The organism is Azospirillum sp. P4_B5 (assembly GCF_056402275.1).
The window spans coordinates 69966-90571 of sequence record NZ_JBFUHT010000002.1 but is presented as its reverse complement, the minus strand read 5'-3'; the positions used below and the strand labels follow the sequence as shown (position 1 = coordinate 90571).

At 67.9% G+C, this 20606-nt stretch carries 21 protein-coding genes; 8 read left to right on the top strand and 13 right to left on the bottom strand.

Annotation, left to right across the window (positions count from 1 at the left end; all coding sequences use genetic code 11):
- The first annotated feature begins 33 nt into the window (after positions 1-33).
- Positions 34-1500 (top strand): cytochrome c oxidase accessory protein CcoG, encoded by a 1467-nt coding sequence (ccoG, locus tag AC1DVI_RS02035; protein ID WP_476956554.1) that lies wholly within the window; start codon positions 34-36, stop codon positions 1498-1500.
- A gap of 222 nt (positions 1501-1722) precedes the next feature.
- Here the strand turns inward: ccoG and AC1DVI_RS02030 are convergent, their stop codons facing one another.
- From AC1DVI_RS02030 to AC1DVI_RS02015, 4 genes are all read right to left on the bottom strand, one after another.
- Positions 1723-2220 (bottom strand): DUF6803 family protein, encoded by a 498-nt coding sequence (locus AC1DVI_RS02030; protein WP_476956553.1) that lies wholly within the window; start codon positions 2218-2220, stop codon positions 1723-1725.
- A gap of 99 nt (positions 2221-2319) precedes the next feature.
- Entirely contained in the window at positions 2320-2559 is a 240-nt protein-coding gene (locus tag AC1DVI_RS02025) for a hypothetical protein (RefSeq protein WP_476956552.1), read from the bottom strand.
- Between the two features lie 211 nt (positions 2560-2770).
- On the bottom strand, positions 2771-3751 hold the full coding sequence (locus AC1DVI_RS02020; RefSeq protein WP_476956551.1) for a pyridoxal-phosphate dependent enzyme: 981 nt from the start codon (positions 3749-3751) through the stop codon (positions 2771-2773).
- Between the two features lie 356 nt (positions 3752-4107).
- Entirely contained in the window at positions 4108-4953 is an 846-nt protein-coding gene (locus tag AC1DVI_RS02015) for an AAA family ATPase (RefSeq protein ID WP_014240958.1), read from the bottom strand.
- A 116-nt stretch (positions 4954-5069) separates the two neighbouring features.
- Here AC1DVI_RS02015 and AC1DVI_RS02010 point away from each other — a divergent pair, with 116 nt between their 5' ends.
- On the top strand, positions 5070-5468 hold the full coding sequence (locus AC1DVI_RS02010; protein WP_476956550.1) for an Mpo1-like protein: 399 nt from the start codon (positions 5070-5072) through the stop codon (positions 5466-5468).
- Positions 5469-5491: 23 nt separating this feature from the next.
- On the opposite strand, the gene alaS is transcribed toward AC1DVI_RS02010, so the two are convergent.
- Both alaS and recA read right to left on the bottom strand, forming a co-directional pair.
- Complete coding sequence (gene alaS / locus AC1DVI_RS02005; RefSeq protein WP_476956549.1) at positions 5492-8161, bottom strand: alanine--tRNA ligase; 2670 nt, start codon at positions 8159-8161, stop codon at positions 5492-5494.
- Between the two features lie 446 nt (positions 8162-8607).
- The gene (gene recA / locus AC1DVI_RS02000) at positions 8608-9687 is read right to left on the bottom strand and encodes a recombinase RecA (RefSeq protein WP_476956548.1); all 1080 of its coding nucleotides are present in this window, start codon (positions 9685-9687) and stop codon (positions 8608-8610) included.
- A gap of 224 nt (positions 9688-9911) precedes the next feature.
- Here recA and AC1DVI_RS01995 point away from each other — a divergent pair, with 224 nt between their 5' ends.
- Positions 9912-10415 (top strand): class I SAM-dependent methyltransferase, encoded by a 504-nt coding sequence (locus tag AC1DVI_RS01995; protein WP_476956547.1) that lies wholly within the window; start codon positions 9912-9914, stop codon positions 10413-10415.
- A gap of 21 nt (positions 10416-10436) precedes the next feature.
- On the opposite strand, the gene AC1DVI_RS01990 is transcribed toward AC1DVI_RS01995, so the two are convergent.
- From AC1DVI_RS01990 to flgB, 7 genes are all read right to left on the bottom strand, one after another.
- A complete protein-coding gene (locus AC1DVI_RS01990; RefSeq protein WP_476956546.1) occupies positions 10437-12962 on the bottom strand; it encodes a PAS domain S-box protein in 2526 nt (841 codons plus the stop codon).
- A 50-nt stretch (positions 12963-13012) separates the two neighbouring features.
- A complete protein-coding gene (flhB, locus tag AC1DVI_RS01985; RefSeq protein WP_476956545.1) occupies positions 13013-14089 on the bottom strand; it encodes a flagellar biosynthesis protein FlhB in 1077 nt (358 codons plus the stop codon).
- Positions 14090-14104: 15 nt separating this feature from the next.
- Positions 14105-14875 (bottom strand): flagellar biosynthetic protein FliR, encoded by a 771-nt coding sequence (gene fliR / locus AC1DVI_RS01980; protein WP_149163231.1) that lies wholly within the window; start codon positions 14873-14875, stop codon positions 14105-14107.
- On the bottom strand, positions 14872-15192 hold the full coding sequence (locus AC1DVI_RS01975; protein ID WP_109070594.1) for a flagellar biosynthetic protein FliQ: 321 nt from the start codon (positions 15190-15192) through the stop codon (positions 14872-14874). The genes fliR and AC1DVI_RS01975 overlap by 4 nt, the downstream gene beginning before the upstream one ends.
- A gap of 45 nt (positions 15193-15237) precedes the next feature.
- Positions 15238-15537 (bottom strand): flagellar hook-basal body complex protein FliE, encoded by a 300-nt coding sequence (gene fliE, locus AC1DVI_RS01970; RefSeq protein WP_149163230.1) that lies wholly within the window; start codon positions 15535-15537, stop codon positions 15238-15240.
- Positions 15538-15574: 37 nt separating this feature from the next.
- Entirely contained in the window at positions 15575-15985 is a 411-nt protein-coding gene (flgC, locus tag AC1DVI_RS01965) for a flagellar basal body rod protein FlgC (protein ID WP_094302992.1), read from the bottom strand.
- Positions 15986-16048: 63 nt separating this feature from the next.
- A complete protein-coding gene (gene flgB, locus AC1DVI_RS01960; protein ID WP_476956544.1) occupies positions 16049-16453 on the bottom strand; it encodes a flagellar basal body rod protein FlgB in 405 nt (134 codons plus the stop codon).
- A 225-nt stretch (positions 16454-16678) separates the two neighbouring features.
- On the opposite strand from flgB, the gene AC1DVI_RS01955 reads away from it, so the two are divergent.
- From AC1DVI_RS01955 to AC1DVI_RS01935, 5 genes are all read left to right on the top strand, one after another.
- On the top strand, positions 16679-17005 hold the full coding sequence (locus AC1DVI_RS01955; RefSeq protein ID WP_014240972.1) for an EscU/YscU/HrcU family type III secretion system export apparatus switch protein: 327 nt from the start codon (positions 16679-16681) through the stop codon (positions 17003-17005).
- Positions 17002-17370: a hypothetical protein gene (locus AC1DVI_RS01950; protein ID WP_476956543.1), complete on the top strand. Its 369-nt coding sequence runs from the start codon at positions 17002-17004 to the stop codon at positions 17368-17370. Before AC1DVI_RS01955 ends, AC1DVI_RS01950 begins: the two co-directional genes overlap by 4 nt.
- A gap of 8 nt (positions 17371-17378) precedes the next feature.
- Entirely contained in the window at positions 17379-17714 is a 336-nt protein-coding gene (locus tag AC1DVI_RS01945; RefSeq protein ID WP_476956542.1) for a FliO/MopB family protein, read from the top strand.
- Between the two features lie 14 nt (positions 17715-17728).
- Complete coding sequence (gene fliP / locus AC1DVI_RS01940) at positions 17729-18484, top strand: flagellar type III secretion system pore protein FliP (RefSeq protein ID WP_476956541.1); 756 nt, start codon at positions 17729-17731, stop codon at positions 18482-18484.
- Positions 18485-18684: 200 nt separating this feature from the next.
- Positions 18685-20583, top strand: coding sequence for a potassium transporter Kup (locus tag AC1DVI_RS01935; protein ID WP_476956540.1), 1899 nt, complete (start codon positions 18685-18687; stop codon positions 20581-20583).
- Positions 20584-20606: the final 23 nt, after the last annotated feature.

Below are 20606 nucleotides of genomic sequence, written 5' to 3'. Positions count from 1 at the left end.
GTTGACCGCCGCGTCAAAGCAAGGTCGCACACCATGTCCCTCATTTCCCCGGCACCTGCCACCCATGATGCCGACCAGCCGCGCGAGCGCTGGTTCGTGCAACGCCCCAAGGTCTACGCCGCCGATGTCCGAGGTCGCTTCCGCCAGTTGAAATGGCTGGCCCTGGCGATCCTGCTCGGCGTCTATTACGTCACGCCCTGGCTGCGCTGGGATCGCGGGCCGGGCATTCCCGATCAGGCGGTGCTGGTCGATATGGTGGGCCGGCGCGCCTACTTCTTCTGGATCGAGATCTGGCCGCAGGAGGTCTATTACCTGACCGGCCTGCTCATCATCGGCGCCTTCGGCATCTTCTTCGCCACCACCCTGCTCGGCCGCATCTGGTGCGGCTACGCCTGCCCGCAGACGGTGTGGAGCGACCTGTTCATGTGGGTGGAGCGCAAGCTGGAAGGACCGCGGACCGAGCGCATCCGGCTGGACAAGGCGCCCTTCTCGGCGCGCAAGCTGGGGTTGAAGGCGTCGAAGCACGCCATCTGGCTGATGATTTCCCTGGTCACCGGCGGCGCCTGGATCTTCTATTTCAACGACGCCCCGACCCTGCTGCGCGAGATCGCGACCGGCGAGGTGTCGTGGAAGGTCCTGGCCTTTGCCGGGCTGTTCGCCGGCACCACCTATTTCTTTGCCGGCTGGGCGCGCGAGCAGATCTGCATCTACGTCTGCCCGTGGCGCAGCTTCCAGGCCGCGATGGTCGACGAGGACACCTACGTCGTCACCTACCAGGACTGGCGCGGCGAAGGGCGCGCGCCTCTGCGCAAGTCGCAGAGTTGGGACGAGCGGACGGCGGAGGGGTTGGGCGACTGCATCGATTGCAAGCTGTGCGTCCATGTCTGCCCGACCGGCACCGACATCCGCAAGGGGCAGCAGATTTCCTGCATCGGCTGCGGCCTGTGCGTGGACGCCTGCAACGACGTGATGGCCCAGGTCGGGCGCCCTGGCGACCTGATCCTGTTCGACACCCGCTCCAACCAGGTCGCCAAGGCCGACGGTCAGGCCGCCCCGGTGCGGCTGCTGCGCCCGCGCACGGTGATCTACGCGCTCATCATCCTGGTGGTGACCGGCGTCATGGCGATTTCCTTGGCGATGCGCCCGACGCTGGACGTCAGCGTGCTGCGCGACCGCGCCCCGCTCTATGTGCAGCAGTCGAACGGCGACGTGCAGAACGCCTACACCATCAAGATCCTCAACAAGACGCACGAGGCGCGGACCTACCGCCTGTCGGTGGAGGGTTTGGCGAACGCCGACCTGTCGGTCGCCAGTGTGGACGCCCAGTCGGGGAACTCGCTGACGCTCGCTGCGGAAGCGGATTCGGTGGCGACCTACCGCATCTTCGTCCGTGTGCCGCGGGGCGCCGCAACGGCGGGGTCCACCGACGTGACGGTGCTGGCGCGCGACCTGACGAGCGGCGAGATTGGTCGGCACCGCAGCGTGTTCATGGCGCCCTAGGAATCCCTCTCCCGTCCCGGGAGAGGGTGGCCCGAAGGGCCTCTCGCACTGGCCGAAGGCCAGCGCTGACGGCGTCAGGCGGATGCCGATGGCATCCGCTGAGAGCCGGGTGAGGGTCGTGCAAGGATCAAGGCAGTGATTCTCGAATGACCCTCACCCTTCCCGCGCCTTGCGCGGGCCCCTTCCCTCTCCCGGGGCGGGAGAGGAACAGTCCGCATCCGTTCAGTGCATCGTGTGCCCGCCAGCCGCGGCGGCACCGGTGAGCAGCGTCGGGTCCAGCATCCCGAAGATCATGGCGATGTGGGCGACAATCAGGAACAGGCCGACCAAGGCGGCGTGGATCGCCATACGGCCGTGCTCGCCGCGGCCCCGGCCGATCACCCCGAGGTCCAGGAGCGCGATGCCGCCGAGCGGGACGATGCCGGCAAGGTAGAAGCCCACCGCCAGCACATCCGCCGGCCCGCGCCAGCCGCCGGACGCGGTCAGCGGAACGACCGCGTTCTGCATCAGATGGACGAAGACACCGGTGAAATAGACGCCGACGGTGATGCCGGCCCAGCGGTTCAGCCGCCGCACCGGGCCATCGTAATTACGGGTGTAGAGCAGGTACAGTTCGCTGATCGCCACCGTCTCGGCCAGGATGACGGGGACCGCCATGAAGATCAGCAGGTTCCAGGGCTGGTTGACGGCCAGCAGTTCCATGTAGTGGGTCATGGTCATGGGATGACTCGCGCGTGTTCGGCGGGCGCGCCGGTGCCGCGATGGGCGTAAGACCGGGCACGTCCGCAGGTCGGGGAAAAGGCGACGGAACGACGGGAATCAGGCGCGCGGCGGCGGCAGCGGCGGCGCGTGGGCGGTGGCGGCGGGCATGGCGTCCGCACCGGGAAGCAGAGTCGCGAGGCGATGGCCAAAAGGCACGCCGACCCGGGCCGGAAGGCCGGTCAGGTCACAGGCCCCGCTCAGGCAGAGGCACCCGGCGGTGCCGTGCGCGTGGGTCTTTCCCGAAACCGGGCTATCCGTCGGGTGATCGATGGCGCAGTCCGCGGCATCCTGTACCACGGCGGACTCGCAGTGCGATGCCGGGAGGTCCGGCATGCGCATGGGTGCGGCACCGCCGAGAAGCCCGATGGCCACAACCACAAGCGCGAGGAGGGACACCAGACGAGCCACGGGGACAACCGGCCTTTTGCCTGCGAGGCCACCGTCTTCCGGACGGTGCGCCCGCAGGATGATCCTGAGCCTGCCCCAGCCCCGCGGTCTTTGATGTCGATCAAGCAGCGGCCAGCGTCCGCACCAGCGTGTCGGAATCCACGTTGCGGCCGGACAGCACGGCGACGGTCCGCCCCTCCTTCGGCACCTTCCCGGCCAGCAGAGCCGCCACCGCGGCGGCCCCGGCACCTTCCGCCACCATGCCGAAGGAGCCGTGCAGGGTCCGCATCGCCGCCGCGACCTCCGCCTCCTCCACCTCGACCAGAGCGTCCACGAAGCCGGCCAGCAGAGCCTGCGGCAGCTTGCCCAGCGCGTCCACCGCGATCCCGTCGGCCAAGGTCGGTCCTCGCCGCCGCGCCAGCCGCACCCCGACCACGGTGACCGAGGGCTTGCGCGCCTTCACCGCCGCCGCCATCCCGGCCAGCAAGCCGCCGCCGCCCACCGGCACCACCAGCCTGTCGAGGTCCGGACGGTCGGCCAGCACCTCAAGCCCCACCGTGCCCTGCCCGGCGATCACGTCAGGATCGTCGTAGGGATGCACGAAGGTCAGCCGCCGCTCCGCCGCCAGTTGCAGCGCGCGGACCTTCGCCTCCCCCACGGTGGAACCGGACAGCACGACCTCGGCGCCCAGCGCCTCCGTCCGCTCCACCTTGCAGCGCGGCGCGGTGACCGGCATGACGATGGTCGCCGCCACCCCCAGCCGCTGGGAGTGCAGCGCCAGACCGGCGGCGTGGTTGCCCGCCGACATGGCGACAACACCCGCCGCGCGCTCCAGCGCCGTCAGGCGCAGCAAGCGGTTCAGGGCACCGCGCTCCTTGAAGGCGCCGGTTGCCTGGAAGGTCTCCGCCTTCAGCCAGACATCACGCCCCAGCACCGGAGCGGGCAGCAGCGGCGTGCGGACGATCCGCCCGCTCAAACGCTCGGCGGCGTCCTCGATGGCGGAGAGGGGAAGCCAGGGCGGCAAACGGTCTTCGGTGTCGCGGCTCTCGCTTTTTCTGGGGGAGGAAACGGCAGGCAGACGGGTGGCGTGCGCGGACGGCATCGCGGAAGTCCTCGGGCGGAGGGAACGAACGGGGGGCGGAGAAGGAAGGCGCGAAACCCGGCCCGCGTCAGCGGACCGGGACGATAATTCGCGCAGAGCCCCGCATTCGCTCCGCCAAGGGGCGCAACGCACGCGTGAAGCAGCGGGTCAGGGGATCGTGATGAACCGGATTGCGGGTTCCGGAAGACCCAGGGCGCACGGACACGCCACACTCCACACCAGATTGCGAAAACGAACGCTCGCGGTCCGGCGCCCTCTGTCAGAGCGCCGGGGCGGTAATTCGCATTCGGTTCAGGTGCGGGGTCGCTTGCATGGGTTCAGGCTGCCCCAGAAGGACGGCCGCGGTCAAGCGCTTCCTAGCGCCCTTCCCGCTTGGCGAGAAAAGCCAGCCGCTCCAGCAGATGCACGTCCTGCTCGTTCTTCAAAAGCGCGCCGCACAGCGGTGGAATCAGGCTGCGGGCGTCCTTGGCGCGCAGGGTCTCGGGGTCCACGTCCTCGACCATCAGCAGCTTGATCCAGTCGAGAAGCTCCGAGGTGGAGGGCTTCTTCTTGAGACCCGGCACTTCGCGCAGGCTGTAGAACAGCGACATCGCCTCGCGCAGCAGGTCCTGCTTCAGGCCGGGATAATGGACGTCCACGATCCGCTCCATCGTGTCGCGGTCGGGGAAGCGGATGTAGTGGAAGAAGCAGCGGCGCAGGAAGGCGTCCGGCAGTTCCTTCTCGTTGTTGGAAGTGATGATGACGAGGGGACGCCGGGCCGCCTTGACCGTCTGCCGCGTCTCGTAGACGTGGAACTCCATGCGGTCGAGTTCGAGCAGCAGGTCGTTGGGAAACTCGATGTCGGCCTTGTCGATCTCGTCGATCAGCAGCACGGGGGGTTCCGGCGCCTCGAACGCCTCCCACAGCTTGCCGCGCACGATGTAGTTGCCGATGTCGTGCACCCGCTCCTCGCCAAGCTGGCTGTCGCGCAGGCGGCTGACCGCGTCGTACTCGTAGAGGCCCTGCTGCGCCTTGGTGGTGGACTTGATGTGCCAGGCGAGCAGCGGCTTGTTCAGGGCGCGGGCGACCTCCTGGGCCAGCACGGTCTTGCCGGTTCCCGGCTCTCCCTTCACCAGCAGCGGGCGCTCGAGCGTGATGGCCGCGTTGACGGCCACCATCAGGTCGTCGGTGGCGACGTAGGAATCGGTGCCGGTAAAGCGCATGCCAGTCGGTTCCGCGGTATTGTTCGTTGACCCGCGCATCCTTCCAGCACGGCGGGCGTCATGCAAGACGGAACCGCCACGGGCCGCCCGGCGTTCCCCCGCGGAAGGAGTCCGTCATGGCGACCGATCCGAATTTTTGGCCCGATTATCTGGAACAGCACCGCGACCCGACGAACCGGGCGTTGCACGTCGCCGGCACACTGTCGGCGGCGACCTTGCTGACGGTGGGACTGGCCCGCCGCGACTGGCGGGCGCTCGTGGCGGCACCGCTGGTCGGCTATGGCGCGGCGTGGCTGGGCCATTTCCTGGTGGAGCGCAACCGGCCCAAGACGCTGGACGCGCCGCTGGCCTCGCTGGCCGCGGATGTCCGCATGGCCGGGCTGGCCCTGACCGGACAGCTGGCGCGGGAATACCGACGCTACGGCATTCCCGACCGCCCCGGCCTCGTGATCCGCAGGCACCCGCCGAGCACACCCGCGTTGGAGCCGGTGCACTCGGACGAGAAACGCAGTTAGGAGGCGGCCTTCGCCGAAGGTTTTTAAGAGGCGGCTTTCGCCGCCACGGCCTTCTCGATGGCCTCGACCGCGGCGGGGGCCAGCGCGGCATCCGGACCGCCGGCCTGGGCCATGTCCGGACGGCCGCCGCCGCCCTTCCCGCCCAGGGCCTCCGCACCGACGCGCACCAGATCGACGGCGCTGATCTTGGCCGTCAGGTCGTCGGTGACGCCGACGACGATGGACGCCTTGCCCTCGTTCGACGCGATCAGAACGACCACGCCGGAGCCGACCTGCTTCTTCAGCTCGTCGGCCATCGGCTTCAGGTCCTTGGCCGGCAGGCCTTCGACCACGCGGGCGGCGAACTTGACGCCCGCAATGTCCTTGGCCTCGTTGCCGCCCTCGGCCTTGGCGCCGCCACCCATCGCCACCTGACGGCGGAGTTCGGCCAGCTCGCGCTCCATCTTCCTGCGCTCGTCGACCAGGACGGCGAGGCGGGACGGAACGTCCTCCGGACGGACCTTCAGGACGGATGCCGCCTCGGTCAGCAGATGGTCGCGCTCCGACAGCCACGCCTTGGCGCCGGTGCCGGTCAGCGCCTCGATGCGGCGCACGCCGGCGGCGACGGCGCCCTCGGCGACGATCTTGAACAGGCCGATGTCGCCGGTGCGGCGGACGTGGGTGCCGCCGCACAGCTCGATGGAATAGTCGCGGTCCAGCTCACCGTGCGGGCCGCCCATGGAGACGACGCGCACCTCGTCGCCGTACTTCTCGCCAAACAGCGCCATGGCGCCGGATGCGCGGGCTTCGTCCGGAGACATCAGACGGGTGACGACCTCGCTGTTGCCGAGGATGCGGCGGTTCACCTCGTCCTCGACCGCGGCGATGTCCGCCGGGGTCAGGCCGGTCGGCTGGCTGATGTCGAAGCGCAGGCGCTCCTGGGCGACCAGCGAGCCCTTCTGGGTGACATGCTCGCCCAGGCGGCGGCGCAGCGCCTCGTGCAGCAGGTGGGTGGCCGAGTGGTTGGCACGGATGGCCGAACGGCGCTCCGTGTCAACGCGCAGTTCGACCACGTCGCCGACCTTCAGCGTGCCCTTGGTGACCGTGCCGACATGGGCCCAGACGGCGCCCAGCTTCTTCTGGGTGTCGGAGACGGCGACCTCGGTGCCCTCGGCGGAGAAGATCACGCCGGCATCGCCGACCTGACCGCCCGACTCGCCGTAGAAGGGCGTCTGGTTCACGATGACCAGCACCTCGTCCCCGGCGGCGGCCTGCTCGACGCGGGCGTCGCCCTTGACGATGGCGGTCACCTTGCCCTCGGCGACCTCGGTGTCGTAGCCGAAGAACTCCGTGGCGCCCAGCTCGTCCTTCAGCTCGTACCACAGCTTCTCGGTCGTCGCCTCGCCCGAGCCGGCCCAGGATTCGCGGGCCTTGCGGCGCTGCTCGTCCATGGCGGCCTTGAAGCCGCTCTCGTCGACCGGGCGGCCCTGGGTGCGCAGCACGTCCTGGGTCAGGTCGAGCGGGAAGCCGTAGGTGTCGTACAGCTTGAAGGCGACGTCGCCGGGCAGCGGCTGCCCCTCGCCCAGGCGCCCGACCTCGTCCTCCAGCAGGCGCAGGCCGCGCTCCAGCGTCTGCTTGAAGCGGGTCTCCTCCAGCTTCAGCGTCTCGACGATCAGGGCGCGGGCGCGGTTCAGCTCCGGATAGGCGTCGCCCATCTGCTGGATCAGCGCCGGAACGAGGCGGTGCATCAGCGGCTCGCGCGCGCCGATCATGTGGGCGTGGCGCATGGCGCGGCGCATGATGCGGCGCAGCACATAGCCGCGGCCCTCGTTCGACGGCAGCACGCCGTCGGCGATCAGGAAGCAGCAGGAGCGCAGATGGTCGGCGATGACGCGGTGCGAGACGGCGTGCGGGCCGTCCGGCGCGGTCTTCGTCGCCTCGGCGGAGGCCACGATCAGCGCCCGCATCAGGTCGATGTCGTAGTTGTCGTGCTTGCCCTGAAGCACGGCGGCCAGACGCTCCAGCCCCATGCCGGTGTCGATCGACGGCTTCGGCAGGGCGATCAGGTCGTCGGGACCGCGCTGCTCATACTGCATGAACACGAGGTTCCAGATCTCGATGAAGCGGTCGCCGTCCTGGTCGGGCGAGCCCGGAGGACCGCCGGCGATGTGCGGGCCGTGGTCGAAGAAGATCTCCGAGCAGGGGCCGCAGGGACCGGTGTCGCCCATGCGCCAGAAATTGTCGTCGGTCGGGATGCGGATGATGCGGTCGTCCGACAGGCCGGCCACCTTGCGCCAGATCCCCGCCGCGTCCTCGTCGGAGCTGTGGACGGTGACCAGCAGCTTGTCCGCCGGCAGCCCGAACTCCTTCGTCACGAGGTTCCAGGCGAAGGCGATCGCGTCGTCCTTGAAATAGTCGCCGAACGAGAAGTTGCCCAGCATCTCGAAGAAGGTGTGGTGCCGCGCCGTGTAGCCGACATTGTCCAGGTCGTTGTGCTTGCCGCCCGCGCGCACGCATTTCTGCGAGGTGGTCGCGCGCGAATAGGGACGCTGCTCCGCCCCGGTGAAGACGTTCTTGAACTGCACCATGCCGGCGTTCGTGAACATCAGCGTCGGGTCGTTGCGCGGAACCAGCGGCGACGACTCCACGATCTGGTGGCCGTTTTTCGCGAAAAAGTCCAGGAACGTGCGGCGGATGTCGTTGGCGGTCTTCATAGGCTGTCCAGGCTCCGGCTACGGTCGGCTACAATCGGCGGCGCGGCCTTGTTCGCGGCCGAACCGTGCTTTTAACGTGACTTGCGGTGGCTGTCCACAGAGTGCCCGCGACGGGCTCCCACGCGGCGACAGGCCGCGTGGACGGAGCGCCACACATTTGCATGATCGTCGGCGAGGACGGGCGGTGGATGACCACCGCCCCGCCGCTCAGAAGGAGATGAGAGGATGCGGAAAATCCTCGAACTCCTGATCCTGCTGTTGCGGGCGCTCAAGCTGCTGCTTGAGATCCTGAACCGCTAGGACCGGGCCGGCGGWCGGGTGCTGGAACACCCGTCCGCCCAGCCTGAATGTAAGGTCTTTCCAGCCGTCCGGCAAGACGGCGAAAGCCCCTTCCCGGCGGACCGGAGAGGGGCTTTCACGCAGCGAAACCGGCTTGCCGCCCGGGATCACTCCGGGGTCGCGGCCTCGCCGTCGGCTTCCGGAGTGCCCATCATCGCGTCGGCGACGAGACCGGCGTTGCCGCGGATCTTCGCCTCGATGGAGTCGGCCGCCGCCGGGTTGTTGCGCAGGTAGTTCTTGGCGTTCTCGCGGCCCTGGCCGATGCGGGTGCCGTCATAGCTGAACCACGCGCCCGACTTCTCCACCACGCCGGCCTGGATGCCGAGGTCGAGAAGCTCGCCCACCTTCGACACGCCCTCGCCGTACATGATGTCGAACTCGACCACGCGGAACGGCGGGGCCATCTTGTTCTTCACCACCTTCACGCGGGTCTGGTTGCCCACCACCGTCTCGCGGTCCTTGATCGCGCCGATGCGGCGGATGTCCAGGCGAACGGAGGCGTAGAACTTCAGCGCGTTGCCGCCGGTGGTCGTCTCCGGGTTGCCGAACATCACGCCGATCTTCAGGCGGATCTGGTTGATGAAGATCACCAGGCAGTTCGACTTGGAGATGGAGCCGGTCAGCTTGCGCAGCGCCTGGCTCATCAGGCGGGCGTGCAGGCCGACGTGGCTGTCGCCCATCTCGCCTTCCAACTCGGCGCGCGGCACCAGGGCGGCGACGGAGTCGACCACCAGCACGTCGACGGCGCCGGAGCGCACCAGCGTGTCGGCGATCTCCAGCGCCTGCTCACCCGCGTCGGGCTGGGAGATCAGCAGATCGTCGATGTTCACGCCCAGCTTGCGGGCGTAGGACGGGTCGAGCGCGTGTTCCGCGTCCACGAAGGCGCAGGTGCCGCCGTTCTTCTGGGCCTGGGCGATGGCGTGCAGCGCCAGCGTCGTCTTGCCCGAGCTTTCCGGCCCGTAAATCTCGACGATGCGGCCGCGCGGCAGGCCGCCGATGCCCAGCGCGATGTCGAGGCCAAGAGAGCCGGTGGAAACGACCTCCGTCTCGACCGTGTTCTCGCGGGCGCCGAGCTTCATGATCGAGCCCTTGCCAAAGGCGCGCTCGATCTGCGCCAGAGCGGCATCCAGGGCCTTCTGCTTATCCATGGAATCCTTCTCGACCAAACGAAGCTGTGCGGACGACATGCCCGTCTCCCCTTGTTAGATCACATCCGCGGCCCCAGGGCCAACGATCTCACCAACGGTCATTCGGTGAGAGGGAATGTACCAGCTTTGTTCCTCTCCGCAAAGCCCTAAGTTCCGCGAATGTTCTCGTCCGAATGTAGGAACGATCCGCCGCCGCGCAACGGAATTCCAACTGCGGCGTTCAAGAAGGGAAGCCTCGCCAACAACGCCCAAAAAAGCCGGACATGAACACAGCCCATTCCACGCTCGACCGCATGATCGACCGCCTCACGACACAGCGTGTGGCGCTCGGCTGGGCCGCCGGCTGCGTCGCGGGGAGCCCTGGTCTGGTGATGGAGATCGGTCTGGGGAAGGGCCGCACCTACGACCATCTGCGCAGCCTGTTCCCACCGCGCGACATCCTGGTGTTCGATATGGGAGCGCGCGTTCCCGCCTCCCTGCGTCCGGACGATGACCGGCTGTTCCTCGGTGACTTCCGGGACACGCTGCCCGCCGCGACGGAGCGCTTCCGCGGTGCGGTGCGGCTGGCCCATGCCGACATCGGCAGCGCGCGGGAGGGCGAGGAGGAGGGCATCCGCAACTGGATTGGCGGGCTGATCGAACCCTTCCTGGCACCGGACGCGCTGGTTCTGTCGGACCGCCCGATCGGCGCGGGGCGTCGCGGCTGGGAGCCGGTCGACGTACCGGGAACGGAACGCTGGGCCTATCACGGCTGGCGCGTCGGATAGGCGCCACCGTCATCCACGCCGCTACTTCCCGTCCCGGATGACCTCCTTCACCTTGGAGGCAAGCTGCTTCAGGGAGAAGGGCTTGGGCAGGAAATGCGCGACCTCGACCCCGTCGATCTCGCCCAGCCGATCCTCGGCGTAGCCGGAGATGAAGATGACGCGCATGTCGGGCCTCATCTGCCGGACATGGCGGGCCAGGGTCGGGCCGTCCATCTGCGGCATCACCACGTCGGTGATCAGCAGGTCGATGCGGTTGCCGTCCGTGCCGAGCTGCTGCAACGCCGCCTCGCCGTTCTTGGCCTCCAGCACCTGATAGCCCTTGTTGCGGAGCGCGCGGGCGGAGAAGACGCGCACGGCGTCCTCGTCCTCCACCAGCATGATGGTGCCGGAGCCGGTCAGGTCGCTGCCGCGCCGCTCGCGCGGCTCGCCCTGGTCGGGACGGGCCTCGCCCTTGTGGCGGGGCAGCAGGATGGTGAAGGTCGTCCCCTCCCCCTTCTCCGATTCGACCAGCACGAAGCCGCCGGTCTGGCGGACGATGCCGTAGACGGTGGACAGCCCCAGCCCGGTGCCCGACCCCACGCCCTTGGTCGTGAAGAAGGGCTCGAAGATGCGCTGGAGATTCTCCTTGGGGATGCCGCAGCCGGTGTCGATCACCTCGATGGACACATAGTCGCCGGGCGGAATGGTCTCGTGCTCGCGGCGCTGCGCCTGCTCCACCACATGGTTGGAGGTGACGATGGTCAGCCGCCCGCCCCCGGCCATGGCGTCGCGCGCATTGACCACGAGGTTGATGATCACCTGTTCCAGCTGGTTCTGGTCCACCTTCACATAGCCGATGTCCCGGCCATGGAGCATCTTCAACTCGATGTTCTCGCCGATCAGCCGGCGCATCAGGTTGCCAAGCTCGGCCAGGACGTCGGTCACGCTCAGGATGCGCGGCTGAAGCGTCTGCTGGCGCGAGAAGGCCAGGAGCTGCCGCACGAGGTTGGCCGCGCGGTTGGCGTTCTGCTTGATCTGCATGATATCGCTGAAGGACTGGTCACCCGGCTTGTGGCGCAGCAGCAGCAGATCGCAGAAGCCGATCATCGCGGTCAGCAGGTTGTTGAAGTCGTGGGCGACGCCGCCGGCCAATTGGCCGACCGCCTGCATCTTCTGCGACTGGGCGAATTGGGCCTCCAGCCCCTTGCGCTCGGTCATGTCGATGAAATGCAGGATCAGCCCCACCGCCCCTTCCGGCCCCACCCCCCCGAGCCGCCGCGCGTAGAGCTGGGCCACCAGTTCCCGCCCGCCGGTCAGCCGCACCTCCAGCGGGGCGGCGGGGTCGGAGCCGCCCTGCACGGCGGTCAGCCGCTCGGTCACCATGGCGCGCTCCGCCGGAACGATCAGGTCGGCCATGGCCAGCCCGAGGACATTGCCGGCCTCGCTGCCGATCAGCGCCAGGAAGGCCTGGTTGCATTCCGCCAACCGCCCGCCCTCGTCCACCAGGGCGATGCCGATGGGCGCGTCCTCGAAAAAGCGCTGGAAGCGCTGCTCGGACAGGCGCAGGGCCTCCTGCCACTCGCGTTCCGGCGTCAGGTCGCGCACGACGGAGCGGGTGTGCGAGACCCGCCCGTCCTCGCTCCTCACCACGCTCTGCGCGACATAGGCCTGGAAACGGCGCCCCTGGAGCCCGTGCATGGCGATCTCGCCGCGCTGCTCCATCCCCCCGCCATCCAGAAGGTCGTAGGGGGCGGAGGCGGTGGGCGGATGGGCCAGCGCATCGTGAAGACGGCGCCCTCCTTCGACCAGATCCTCCGGGGCGCAGCCCAGCCACTTCGCCAGGGTCGCGTTCACAAACTGGAAATGCCCGTCCTGATCCACCGAGAAGAAGCCGATCGGCGCATGGTCCATGAAATCCACGAGCTGGGTCTGCTCGCGCCGGGTCACCTGCTCCAACTCGCGCCGGGCGGTTATGTCCTCGACACGCCACATCACCGCCCCGGCATGCCCGTCGATGGGCTGGCCCTGGATGCGGCGCCATTCGGCGGCGCGCCCCTGCTGGCGGACCGCCAGCTCGATGGAGCCGGAGTAGCCGCCCTTCACCCGTTCGCACAGGCGGCGAAAGGCGTCGGCGCTGTCCGGATCGTCGGCGAACTGGCGCTCGAGCGCACGCAGCGGCGGCTCCCCTTCGCTCCAGCCGGTCAGCGAGCGGAAGGTGCTGTTGACGAAGACCACACGCCCGGCCCCATCGCAGACCAGCTGGCCGGACGGAAGCCCCTCCAGCGCGCTGCCCAGCAGGGAGCCGACGCGGGCCACCCGCCGCCGTGCACGGACCATGCGGATCGCCAGGACCAAGGCTCCTGCACCCGCGGTGGTCAGCCCGGCCCAGGCCAGCGGGTCGCGGTCCAGAACCMCCCCCGCCCCAGCCGCGGCCAGCCCGGCCAAAAGAAGGACCGCCAACGCTCCCGTGGCGAACGCGCTGCCCGGCCGTTCCCCCATCCCCGCGACACCAACGGTGCGGCGTCCGGCGGGAGCGCTGTCGGCAAAGGAAGAGGTCGTGTCGTCCACCGGAACTCCAGGTCAGCCGTTCGCTGCAAGGAAAGGTCCGGGAACGGTCCTCAGTTCCGCACCGCGCGTCCTTTCAGCTTGAAGACATAGGTAATGACTTCCGCCACGGCGCGATAGTGCTCGGACGGAACCTCCTCGTCGATATCGCATGCGGCATAGAGCGCACGGGCGAGGGGCGGGTTCTCCATCACCGGTACGCCGTTTTCCTCGGCAATCTCGCGGATCTTGAAGGCGACGGCGTCGGCGCCCTTCGCCACCACCATCGGGGCACCCATGGTGGTGGAGTCGTATTTCAGCGCGACGGCGAAGTGGGTCGGGTTGGTCACCACCACGTCGGCGTCGGGCACCGCCGCCATCATGCGCTTGCGCGCCCGCTCGAACCGCAGCTGGCGGATGCGCCCCTTCACATGCGGGTCGCCTTCGGCCTGCTTGTGCTCGTCCTTCACCTCCTGCTTGGTCATGCGCATCTTCTTGTCGAAGCTGTGGCGCTGCCAGAACAGGTCGGCCCCGGCGATCAGGGTCAGGATGGCCAGCACGCCGGCCAGCAGCCGGAAGGTCAGGCCGTCCATCTCGCGGAGCAGCAGCATCATGTCGATGCCGATGAAATGCTCGATGGTGAGCATCATCGGCTGGAGCGCGATGTAGGCGACGACGCCGACCACCGCGACCTTCGCCAGGCTCTTCAGAAGATCCACGCCCTTCTGGGCGCTGAACAGGTTGGCGATGCCGGAGATCGGGTTCAGCTTCCCGAACTTCGGCGAGATCAGCTCCCAGGAGACGTTGAAGCCCTTCTGCCCGATGGTGCCGAGCACGCCGGCAAACAGAAGGAACAGAATCGGCAGCCACAGCGCCCACAGGATGTCCTTCATCACCCGCATCAGCACCGCGCCGACCCCGCCCTGGTCCATGGGGATCTGGTCCAGGTTCTCGAAGAAGAAGTTCAGGCGGGGCACCATGCCCTTCAGCGTTTCGGGCAGGGTCGTGACCAGGATCACCAGCGCGGCGGCGATCATCAGCCAGTTGCCGATTTCCTGGGTCATCGCGTACTGGCCCTGCTTGTGGGCCTCGTCGAGCTTCTTTTGCGTCGGATCTTCTGTTTTGGATGCGTCATCCGCGTCTTCGGACACCGGCTCTCTCCCCGCTCAGCCCGGTCTCAGGAAATCGACGAAGGCGGCCTCGAAATGGGTCAGCCAGAACATCATCATGGCGGCCAGCGTCAGGGCGAACATGAACAGCCCCATCGCGACCTGGAGCGAGGTGAACAGGAAGAACACCTGGATCTGCGGCGCCAGCTTGTTCAGAAGCCCCAACGCCAGCGCGAACAGCATGCCGGAGATCAGGAACGGCGCCGCCATCTGCACGCCGAGCATGAAGGACTTGCCGACCAGCTGCCCGACCACGTTCGCCATGTCGTCGATGGGGATCGCCGCGCCCGGCGCGAAGGTGGAATAGCTGTCCACCACCGCCATGATCAGCAGATGGTGCAGGTTGGTGATGAAGATCAGCAACAGCCCCAACCACCCCATCAGGGCGCCGGGCAGCGATCCCTGCGACGCCATGGCCGGGTTGAACATCTGGGCGTTCGACAGGCCGGACTGAAGCGCGATGATCGTGCCCGCCACTTCCAGCGCGCCCATCAGCAGGCGGGCGACGGTGCCCATGAAAATGCCGACGGTCACCTCGCCGGCGATCAGGACGAACAGGCGGAAGATGTTGTCGGGGATCGGCGGCATGCGGTCGCCCAGAACCGGCGCCACCAGAACGCTGACCGCGACGGAAAAAAGAAGGCGCGTGCGGGTGGAAACGAAGGCGTCGCCGATGGTCGGCATGATGCTGAAGGCCGTTCCGACGCGCGCGAAGACCAGCAACCAGAGGAAGATCTGGTCGCCCAGAAACTGCTGGAGCAGGTTCATCCGCCGCCGCCGGGCAGGTTTCCGGCGTTGGGGACGCTGTTGGCTCCGGTGCCGATGGCGACGATGCGGTCGGCGACCTCATGCTCGAAGAAGGAGCGCAACTCGCCCAGCATGAAGGGCATCAGCAGAATCGACAGGCCGAAAACCAGCAGGACCTTCGGCACCATCGCCAGCGTCTGCTCGCTGATCTGGGTGACCGCCTGGAACACCGAGATGACCGTGCCGACCACCATCATGGCGACCAGCACCGGCGCCACCACGAACACCAGCGTGACGATGGAGGTGCGGCAGATCTCGATGACGTCGGTTTCGCTCATGATGCTTCGCTCGGGGCGCTTTCGCTCAAGGAAGGGAAGCCGCCATCAGATCGGCATGCGCAGGATTTCCTGATAGGCAGACATCACCTTGTCGCGCACGGTGGTGACGGTTTGCAGAGTCACCTCGGCGTTGGTGACGGCCTGGACCACGTCGGTCAGATCGGCCTGCCCCACGGCGGCCTTGGCGGTCATCGTCTCGCCCTGCTTGAGGTCGCCGATGACCTCCTTGGCGGTCTGCTCCAGCACGTCGCCGAAGCTGACGCCGTTGCGCGGGGCCATGCCCGGTCCGGTGGTGGAGGCGGCCGTGTTCGCGTAGGCCGCGGCGGCGTTGATCGGGTTGATCATGGGACGTGCGTCCTTCCTTTAGAAATGCGTCGCCGCGTCAGGCGCGGAGGATGTCGATGGTGCGCGTCAGCATCTGGCGCGCGCTGTCCACCGCCGAGAGGTTGGCTTCGTAGGAGCGCTGCGCCTCGCGCATGTCCATCGCCTCGACCACCGAGTTGACGTTGGGCAGCAGCACGTAGCCATCGGCGTCCGCGGAGGGGTGCGATGGGTCGTAGCGCCGCTCGAAGTCCTTCTTGTCCACGTCGATCTTGGCGACGCGGACGAGATCGACCCCCATCTGGCGGTCCAGAGCGTTCTGGAACATCACGACCTTGCGCCGGTAGGGCAGATCGCCCGGCGTTTCCGCCGTGGTGTTGGCGTTGGCCAGATTTTCCGCGATGGTCTTCAGACGGGTGCCCTGCGCCTTCATGCCGGACGCGGACACCGCCATCGACGTGTAGAGATCCATGTTCCGCCTCCTTCGCCCAAACCCTGCCACCACGAACCCTGCCGCCCCGAACCCCGCCGCTCCTTAACCGCCGCTGCGGATGGAGGACCGGAGCAGGTTGACCTGCTTCTTGTAGAGGTTCGTGATCGTCTGAAAATCCATGCCGGTCTGCCCCTGCTTCAGCATCTGCTCCTCCAGGACCACGTTGTTGCCGTCCGGCGCCGTCTCGTAGGGATTGCGCTGGCGCTGCTCCTGGTTCAGCCCGCCCGCGCCGCGCGTCCCCTGGAGGTGAGAGGCGTTGGTCGCGCTGGGCTGAAGGCGGCGGCTGTCGGACAAGGCGTCGCGGAAGGTGAAGGGCTTCAGGTCCCGGCCCTTGTAATCCGGCGTGTCGGCGTTCGCGATGTTCTGCGCGAGCACGTTCTGGCGTTCGGTCAGCCAGCCCATCTTGCGCGACATCAGCTTGAAGAGGCCGAGATTCTCGAGATTCATCGCCGGGTTCCGGTCTGAGGGCCTGCCGCCCGGACGCGCGAAAGGGCGCAGCAAGGCGGGCGGGATGCATCACAGCATTCCGATCTTCCGCCGTTTCAGTTAATCAAAGATGAATCCCACCCACGGCATCGCTCCGTCCTTTGCCGCCACGCTTGAGCTTCATGCTTCGTTAAGCATGTTCCGCCAGGATACACCCATCGACACAGGCCATCCGGCAGGAGCCCCTTGTCCGAGCCGACTCCCAACCACCGCCCTCTCCCCAACCGGCCCGTCGCGGTCGCGTTGAAGTATGAGCTGGGCGACCAGTCCCTGCCCCGCGTGGTCGCCACCGGCAAGGGTCATGTGGCCGAACAGATCCTGGAACTGGCCTTCGCCAACGGCGTGAAGGTGCGCGAGGATGCCGACCTCGTGCAGATCCTGTCGGCGGTGGACATCGATTCGGAAATTCCCATCGAGGCCATCGCCGCCGTGGCCGAGATCCTCGCTTACGTCTACCGCGCCAACGGCACGCTGCCGCCGTCTGCGGAACCGGCCACCGGAGAGGCTCCGTGACAAAGACCGCGACGCTCCGCCGGGACATCCAGGCTCTGGCCGCCGCGCTGGAGGAGACCCGCGACCAGATGGAGGCCGGACTGACGGCGGACCTCACCGGGCTCGACACCCGTGTCGCCGCCCTGTGCGCCGAGGCGCAGTCCGCCCGCGGCGACGCCGAACTGGCCGCCGCCCTGGAACGCCTGCTCCCCACGCTGGACGCCGTCGCCACGGCGCTGACCCGCCAGAGGGAAACGCTGGCCGCCGCCGCCGAGGGACGCCACGATCCCCATTCGGCGCGTCAGCGCGCCAGCGCCGTTTACGGCCGCAGTGCCCCCGCCGACCTCCCGTCCGACCCGCCGGCCACGCCGTCCCGACAGAGCTGACCTGATCCATGGGCCTCGACCAGTACATCCAATTCGTTCTCGCCCTCGCCTTCGTCATCGCGCTGATCGTGCTGGTGGCCTGGGTGATGCGCCGCATCGGTTTCGGTGGCATGACCGCCACGTCGGGGCGCCAGCGCCGGCTGGGCGTCGTCGAGGTGCTGCCGCTCGACGGCAAGCGCCGGCTGGTGCTGGTCCGCCGCGACGACCGTGAGCATCTGCTGCTGCTGAGCGCTTTCGGCGACCAGGTGGTCGACCAGACGCCACGCGGCGGCTTTTCGGGTGCGATGGCCGAGGTTTCCGCCCCGCCGCCCGCCGCCCCGCCGCCCGCCGGGGACCGGTCGTGAAGACCGGCACGGGCATGACCAGACGTCTGACCTTTGCCGGCCTGCTGGCGTTGGCGATCGGGGTTGCCGGGGCGCTGGCCGCCGGGCCGGCGCTGGCGCAGAGCATGACTTTCGACCTGGGCGACGCCGGGGGATCGACCACCGGGCGCATCGTCCAGATGGTCGCGCTCATCACGGTGCTGTCACTGGCGCCGTCGATCCTGATCATGATGACGGCCTTCACCCGCATCGTGATTGTGCTGTCCTTCCTGCGCTCGGCGCTCGGCATCCAGCAGGTCCCGCCGAACACGGTGCTGATGTCGCTGGCGGTCTTCCTGACCTTCTTCGTCATGGCCCCGGTGTTCGAGCGGTCCTACAACCAGGGCATCCAGCCGCTGATCAACCAGGACATCGACGAGACGGAGGCGTTCCGCCGTACGGTCGCCCCGCTGCGCGAGTTCATGCTGAAGCACACCAGCGAGAAGGACCTGCGCCTGTTCATGGACATGGCGCGCATCGAGAACGTGACGGACGCCGAACAGACGCCGCTGCACGTGCTGGTTCCCGCCTTCATGATCTCGGAGATCAAGCGGGCCTTCGAGATCGGCTTCCTGCTGTTCCTGCCCTTCCTGATCATCGACATGGTGGTGTCGTCCATCCTGATGTCGATGGGCATGATGATGCTGCCGCCGACCATGGTGGCGATTCCGTTCAAGATCATCTTCTTCGTGCTGGTCGACGGCTGGTACCTGATCGCCGGGTCGCTGGCCCGCAGCTTCGGCACGCTCTGAACAGGGGGGGCACGGTTTCCGGCACAGATCGTCGCAGGTGAAACGGCCTGCGGACGGGCGCATCGGCTTGCGCTAGTATCGGATCCGGGAAGAGCGTAAGAGGATCGGCCCGCGCGAGCGCACCGACCGCCGCCGTACCCGCAGCTTGTGGCTTTCTCGTCCCCCGCTCGGACTCCCAACGGACCCCCTCCACGTCCCACATGTCAGACACGACCCTGAAAGCCGCGGCACCCGACAAGGGCAGGCTGGCCGCGCTCACCCTCGGTGCGCTTGGCGTCGTTTACGGCGACATCGGCACCAGCCCCCTCTATACGCTGCGCGAATGCTTCTCGCCGGAGCACGGGCTCGCCCTGACGCCGCAGAACATCCTCGGCATCATGTCCATGGTCTTCTGGGCGCTGGTGCTCGTGGTCACGGTCAAATACGTGCTGTTCGTCATGCGGGCCGACAACAAGGGCGAGGGCGGCATCCTGGCCCTGCTGGCGCTGGCGACCAACAGCCGGCCCGATTCCACCGGGCGGCTGTCCGGCCTGATGGCGATGGGCCTGTTCGGCGCCGCCCTGTTCTACGGCGACGGCATGATCACTCCGGCCATCTCCGTCCTCTCCGCGGTGGAAGGACTGGAGGTGGCGCAGCCGGCGCTGGAGCGGGTCGTGGTGCCGGTGACCGTGGGCATCCTGATCGCCCTGTTCGGGATCCAGAGCCGCGGCACCGAGAAGGTCGGCCGGCTGTTCGGCCCGATCATGGTCGCGTGGTTCGCCACGCTGGGCCTGCTCGGCCTGATCGAGCTGGTCAAGGAGCCGCAGGTCCTGGCGGCGCTCGACCCGCGCCACGCCGTGCATTTCTTCGCCTCGAACGGCTGGATCGGCTTCCTTGTGCTGGGCGCCGTCGTTCTGGCCGTCACCGGGGGCGAGGCGCTCTACGCCGACATGGGCCATTTCGGCCGTCGACCCATCAAGGTGGCGTGGCTGGCCGTGGTGCTGCCGGCGCTTCTGCTGAACTATCTCGGCCAGTGCGCCCTGCTGCTGAGCGATCCCGCGGCGGTGCGCAGCCCCTTCTATCTGCTGGTGCCGGAGTGGGGTCTCTATCCGATGATCCTGCTGTCGACCTGCGCGGCTGTGATCGCCAGCCAGGCGGTGATTTCCGGCGTCTTCTCGCTGACCCGGCAGGCGGTGCAGCTCGGCCTGTGCCCGCGGCTGGACATCCGCCACACCTCGCAGGAGGAAGGCGGGCAGATCTACATCCCGCGCGCCAACTGGGGCCTTCTGTTCGCGGTCATCGGTCTGGTCGTCTGGTTCGAGTCCTCCAGCCGGCTGGCGACCGCCTACGGCATCGCGGTGACCGGCGACATGGTCATCACCACCATCCTGGCGCTGGTCGTGGCGCATCGCCGCTGGAACTGGAGCCTGCCGGCTTGTCTGGCGCTGGGCGCGCTGTTCCTCAGCGTCGATCTGGCGCTGTTCCTCGCCAACGCGGTGAAGATCCCGCACGGCGGCTGGGTGCCGCTGGTCATCGCCGCGGTGACTCTCGGTCTGATGTCCACATGGCGCCGCGGCCGCGCCGTCCTGAACCGCCGTCTGGCCGAGGATTCCCTGCCGCTCGACGGCTTCATCAAGCGGCATGCCAAATCCACGGACATCCAGCGGGTGAAGGGCACGGCGATCTTCCTGACCTCCAGCGCCGACACGGTCCCGATCGCCCTGCTGCACAACCTGAAGCACAATCAGGTGATGCACGAGCGCATCGTCTTCCTGACCGTGCTGGTCGAGGACGTGCCGCGCGTTCCGGCCAAGGAGCGCGTCGTCCTGGAAGGGCTGGCCGACGGCTTCTACCGGTTGACGGTGCGCTACGGCTTCTCGCAGGAACCGAACATTCCCAAGGCGCTGCGGCTGTGCAAGGCGTTCGGGCTGGAGTTCGACGTGATGACGACCTCCTTCTTCCTCGGCCGCGAGACGCTGATCCCGCGCATCAACCCGCAGATGGCCCAGTGGCGGGAGAAGCTGTTCGTCGTGATGTCGCGCACCGCGGTCAGCGCCACCGACTTCTTCAAGATCCCGCCGAACCGCGTGGTCGAGTTGGGCACCCAGGTCCAGCTTTGAAGGAGCCAGCTCTGAGGGTCCGC

What these genes read in the sequence shown, in the direction of transcription:
- AC1DVI_RS02015 (WP_014240958.1), bottom strand. Translation starts at nt 4,953, where the DNA reads ATGCGCTTTACCGGCACCGATTCCTACGTCGCCACCGACGACCTGATG.
- fliP (WP_476956541.1), top strand. Translation starts at nt 17,729, where the DNA reads ATGACCAGACGTCTGACCTTTGCCGGCCTGCTGGCGTTGGCGATCGGG.
- recA (WP_476956548.1), bottom strand. Translation starts at nt 9,687, where the DNA reads ATGTCGTCCGCACAGCTTCGTTTGGTCGAGAAGGATTCCATGGATAAG.
- fliE (WP_149163230.1), bottom strand. Translation starts at nt 15,537, where the DNA reads ATGATCAACCCGATCAACGCCGCCGCGGCCTACGCGAACACGGCCGCC.
- flgC (WP_094302992.1), bottom strand. Translation starts at nt 15,985, where the DNA reads ATGGATCTCTACACGTCGATGGCGGTGTCCGCGTCCGGCATGAAGGCG.
- alaS (WP_476956549.1), bottom strand. Translation starts at nt 8,161, where the DNA reads ATGAAGACCGCCAACGACATCCGCCGCACGTTCCTGGACTTTTTCGCG.
- AC1DVI_RS01935 (WP_476956540.1), top strand. Translation starts at nt 18,685, where the DNA reads ATGTCAGACACGACCCTGAAAGCCGCGGCACCCGACAAGGGCAGGCTG.
- AC1DVI_RS02010 (WP_476956550.1), top strand. Translation starts at nt 5,070, where the DNA reads ATGGCGACCGATCCGAATTTTTGGCCCGATTATCTGGAACAGCACCGC.
- fliR (WP_149163231.1), bottom strand. Translation starts at nt 14,875, where the DNA reads ATGAACCTGCTCCAGCAGTTTCTGGGCGACCAGATCTTCCTCTGGTTG.
- AC1DVI_RS01975 (WP_109070594.1), bottom strand. Translation starts at nt 15,192, where the DNA reads ATGAGCGAAACCGACGTCATCGAGATCTGCCGCACCTCCATCGTCACG.
- AC1DVI_RS01945 (WP_476956542.1), top strand. Translation starts at nt 17,379, where the DNA reads ATGGGCCTCGACCAGTACATCCAATTCGTTCTCGCCCTCGCCTTCGTC.
- ccoG (WP_476956554.1), top strand. Translation starts at nt 34, where the DNA reads ATGTCCCTCATTTCCCCGGCACCTGCCACCCATGATGCCGACCAGCCG.
- AC1DVI_RS02030 (WP_476956553.1), bottom strand. Translation starts at nt 2,220, where the DNA reads ATGACCATGACCCACTACATGGAACTGCTGGCCGTCAACCAGCCCTGG.
- flgB (WP_476956544.1), bottom strand. Translation starts at nt 16,453, where the DNA reads ATGAATCTCGAGAATCTCGGCCTCTTCAAGCTGATGTCGCGCAAGATG.
- AC1DVI_RS02020 (WP_476956551.1), bottom strand. Translation starts at nt 3,751, where the DNA reads ATGCCGTCCGCGCACGCCACCCGTCTGCCTGCCGTTTCCTCCCCCAGA.
- AC1DVI_RS01995 (WP_476956547.1), top strand. Translation starts at nt 9,912, where the DNA reads ATGAACACAGCCCATTCCACGCTCGACCGCATGATCGACCGCCTCACG.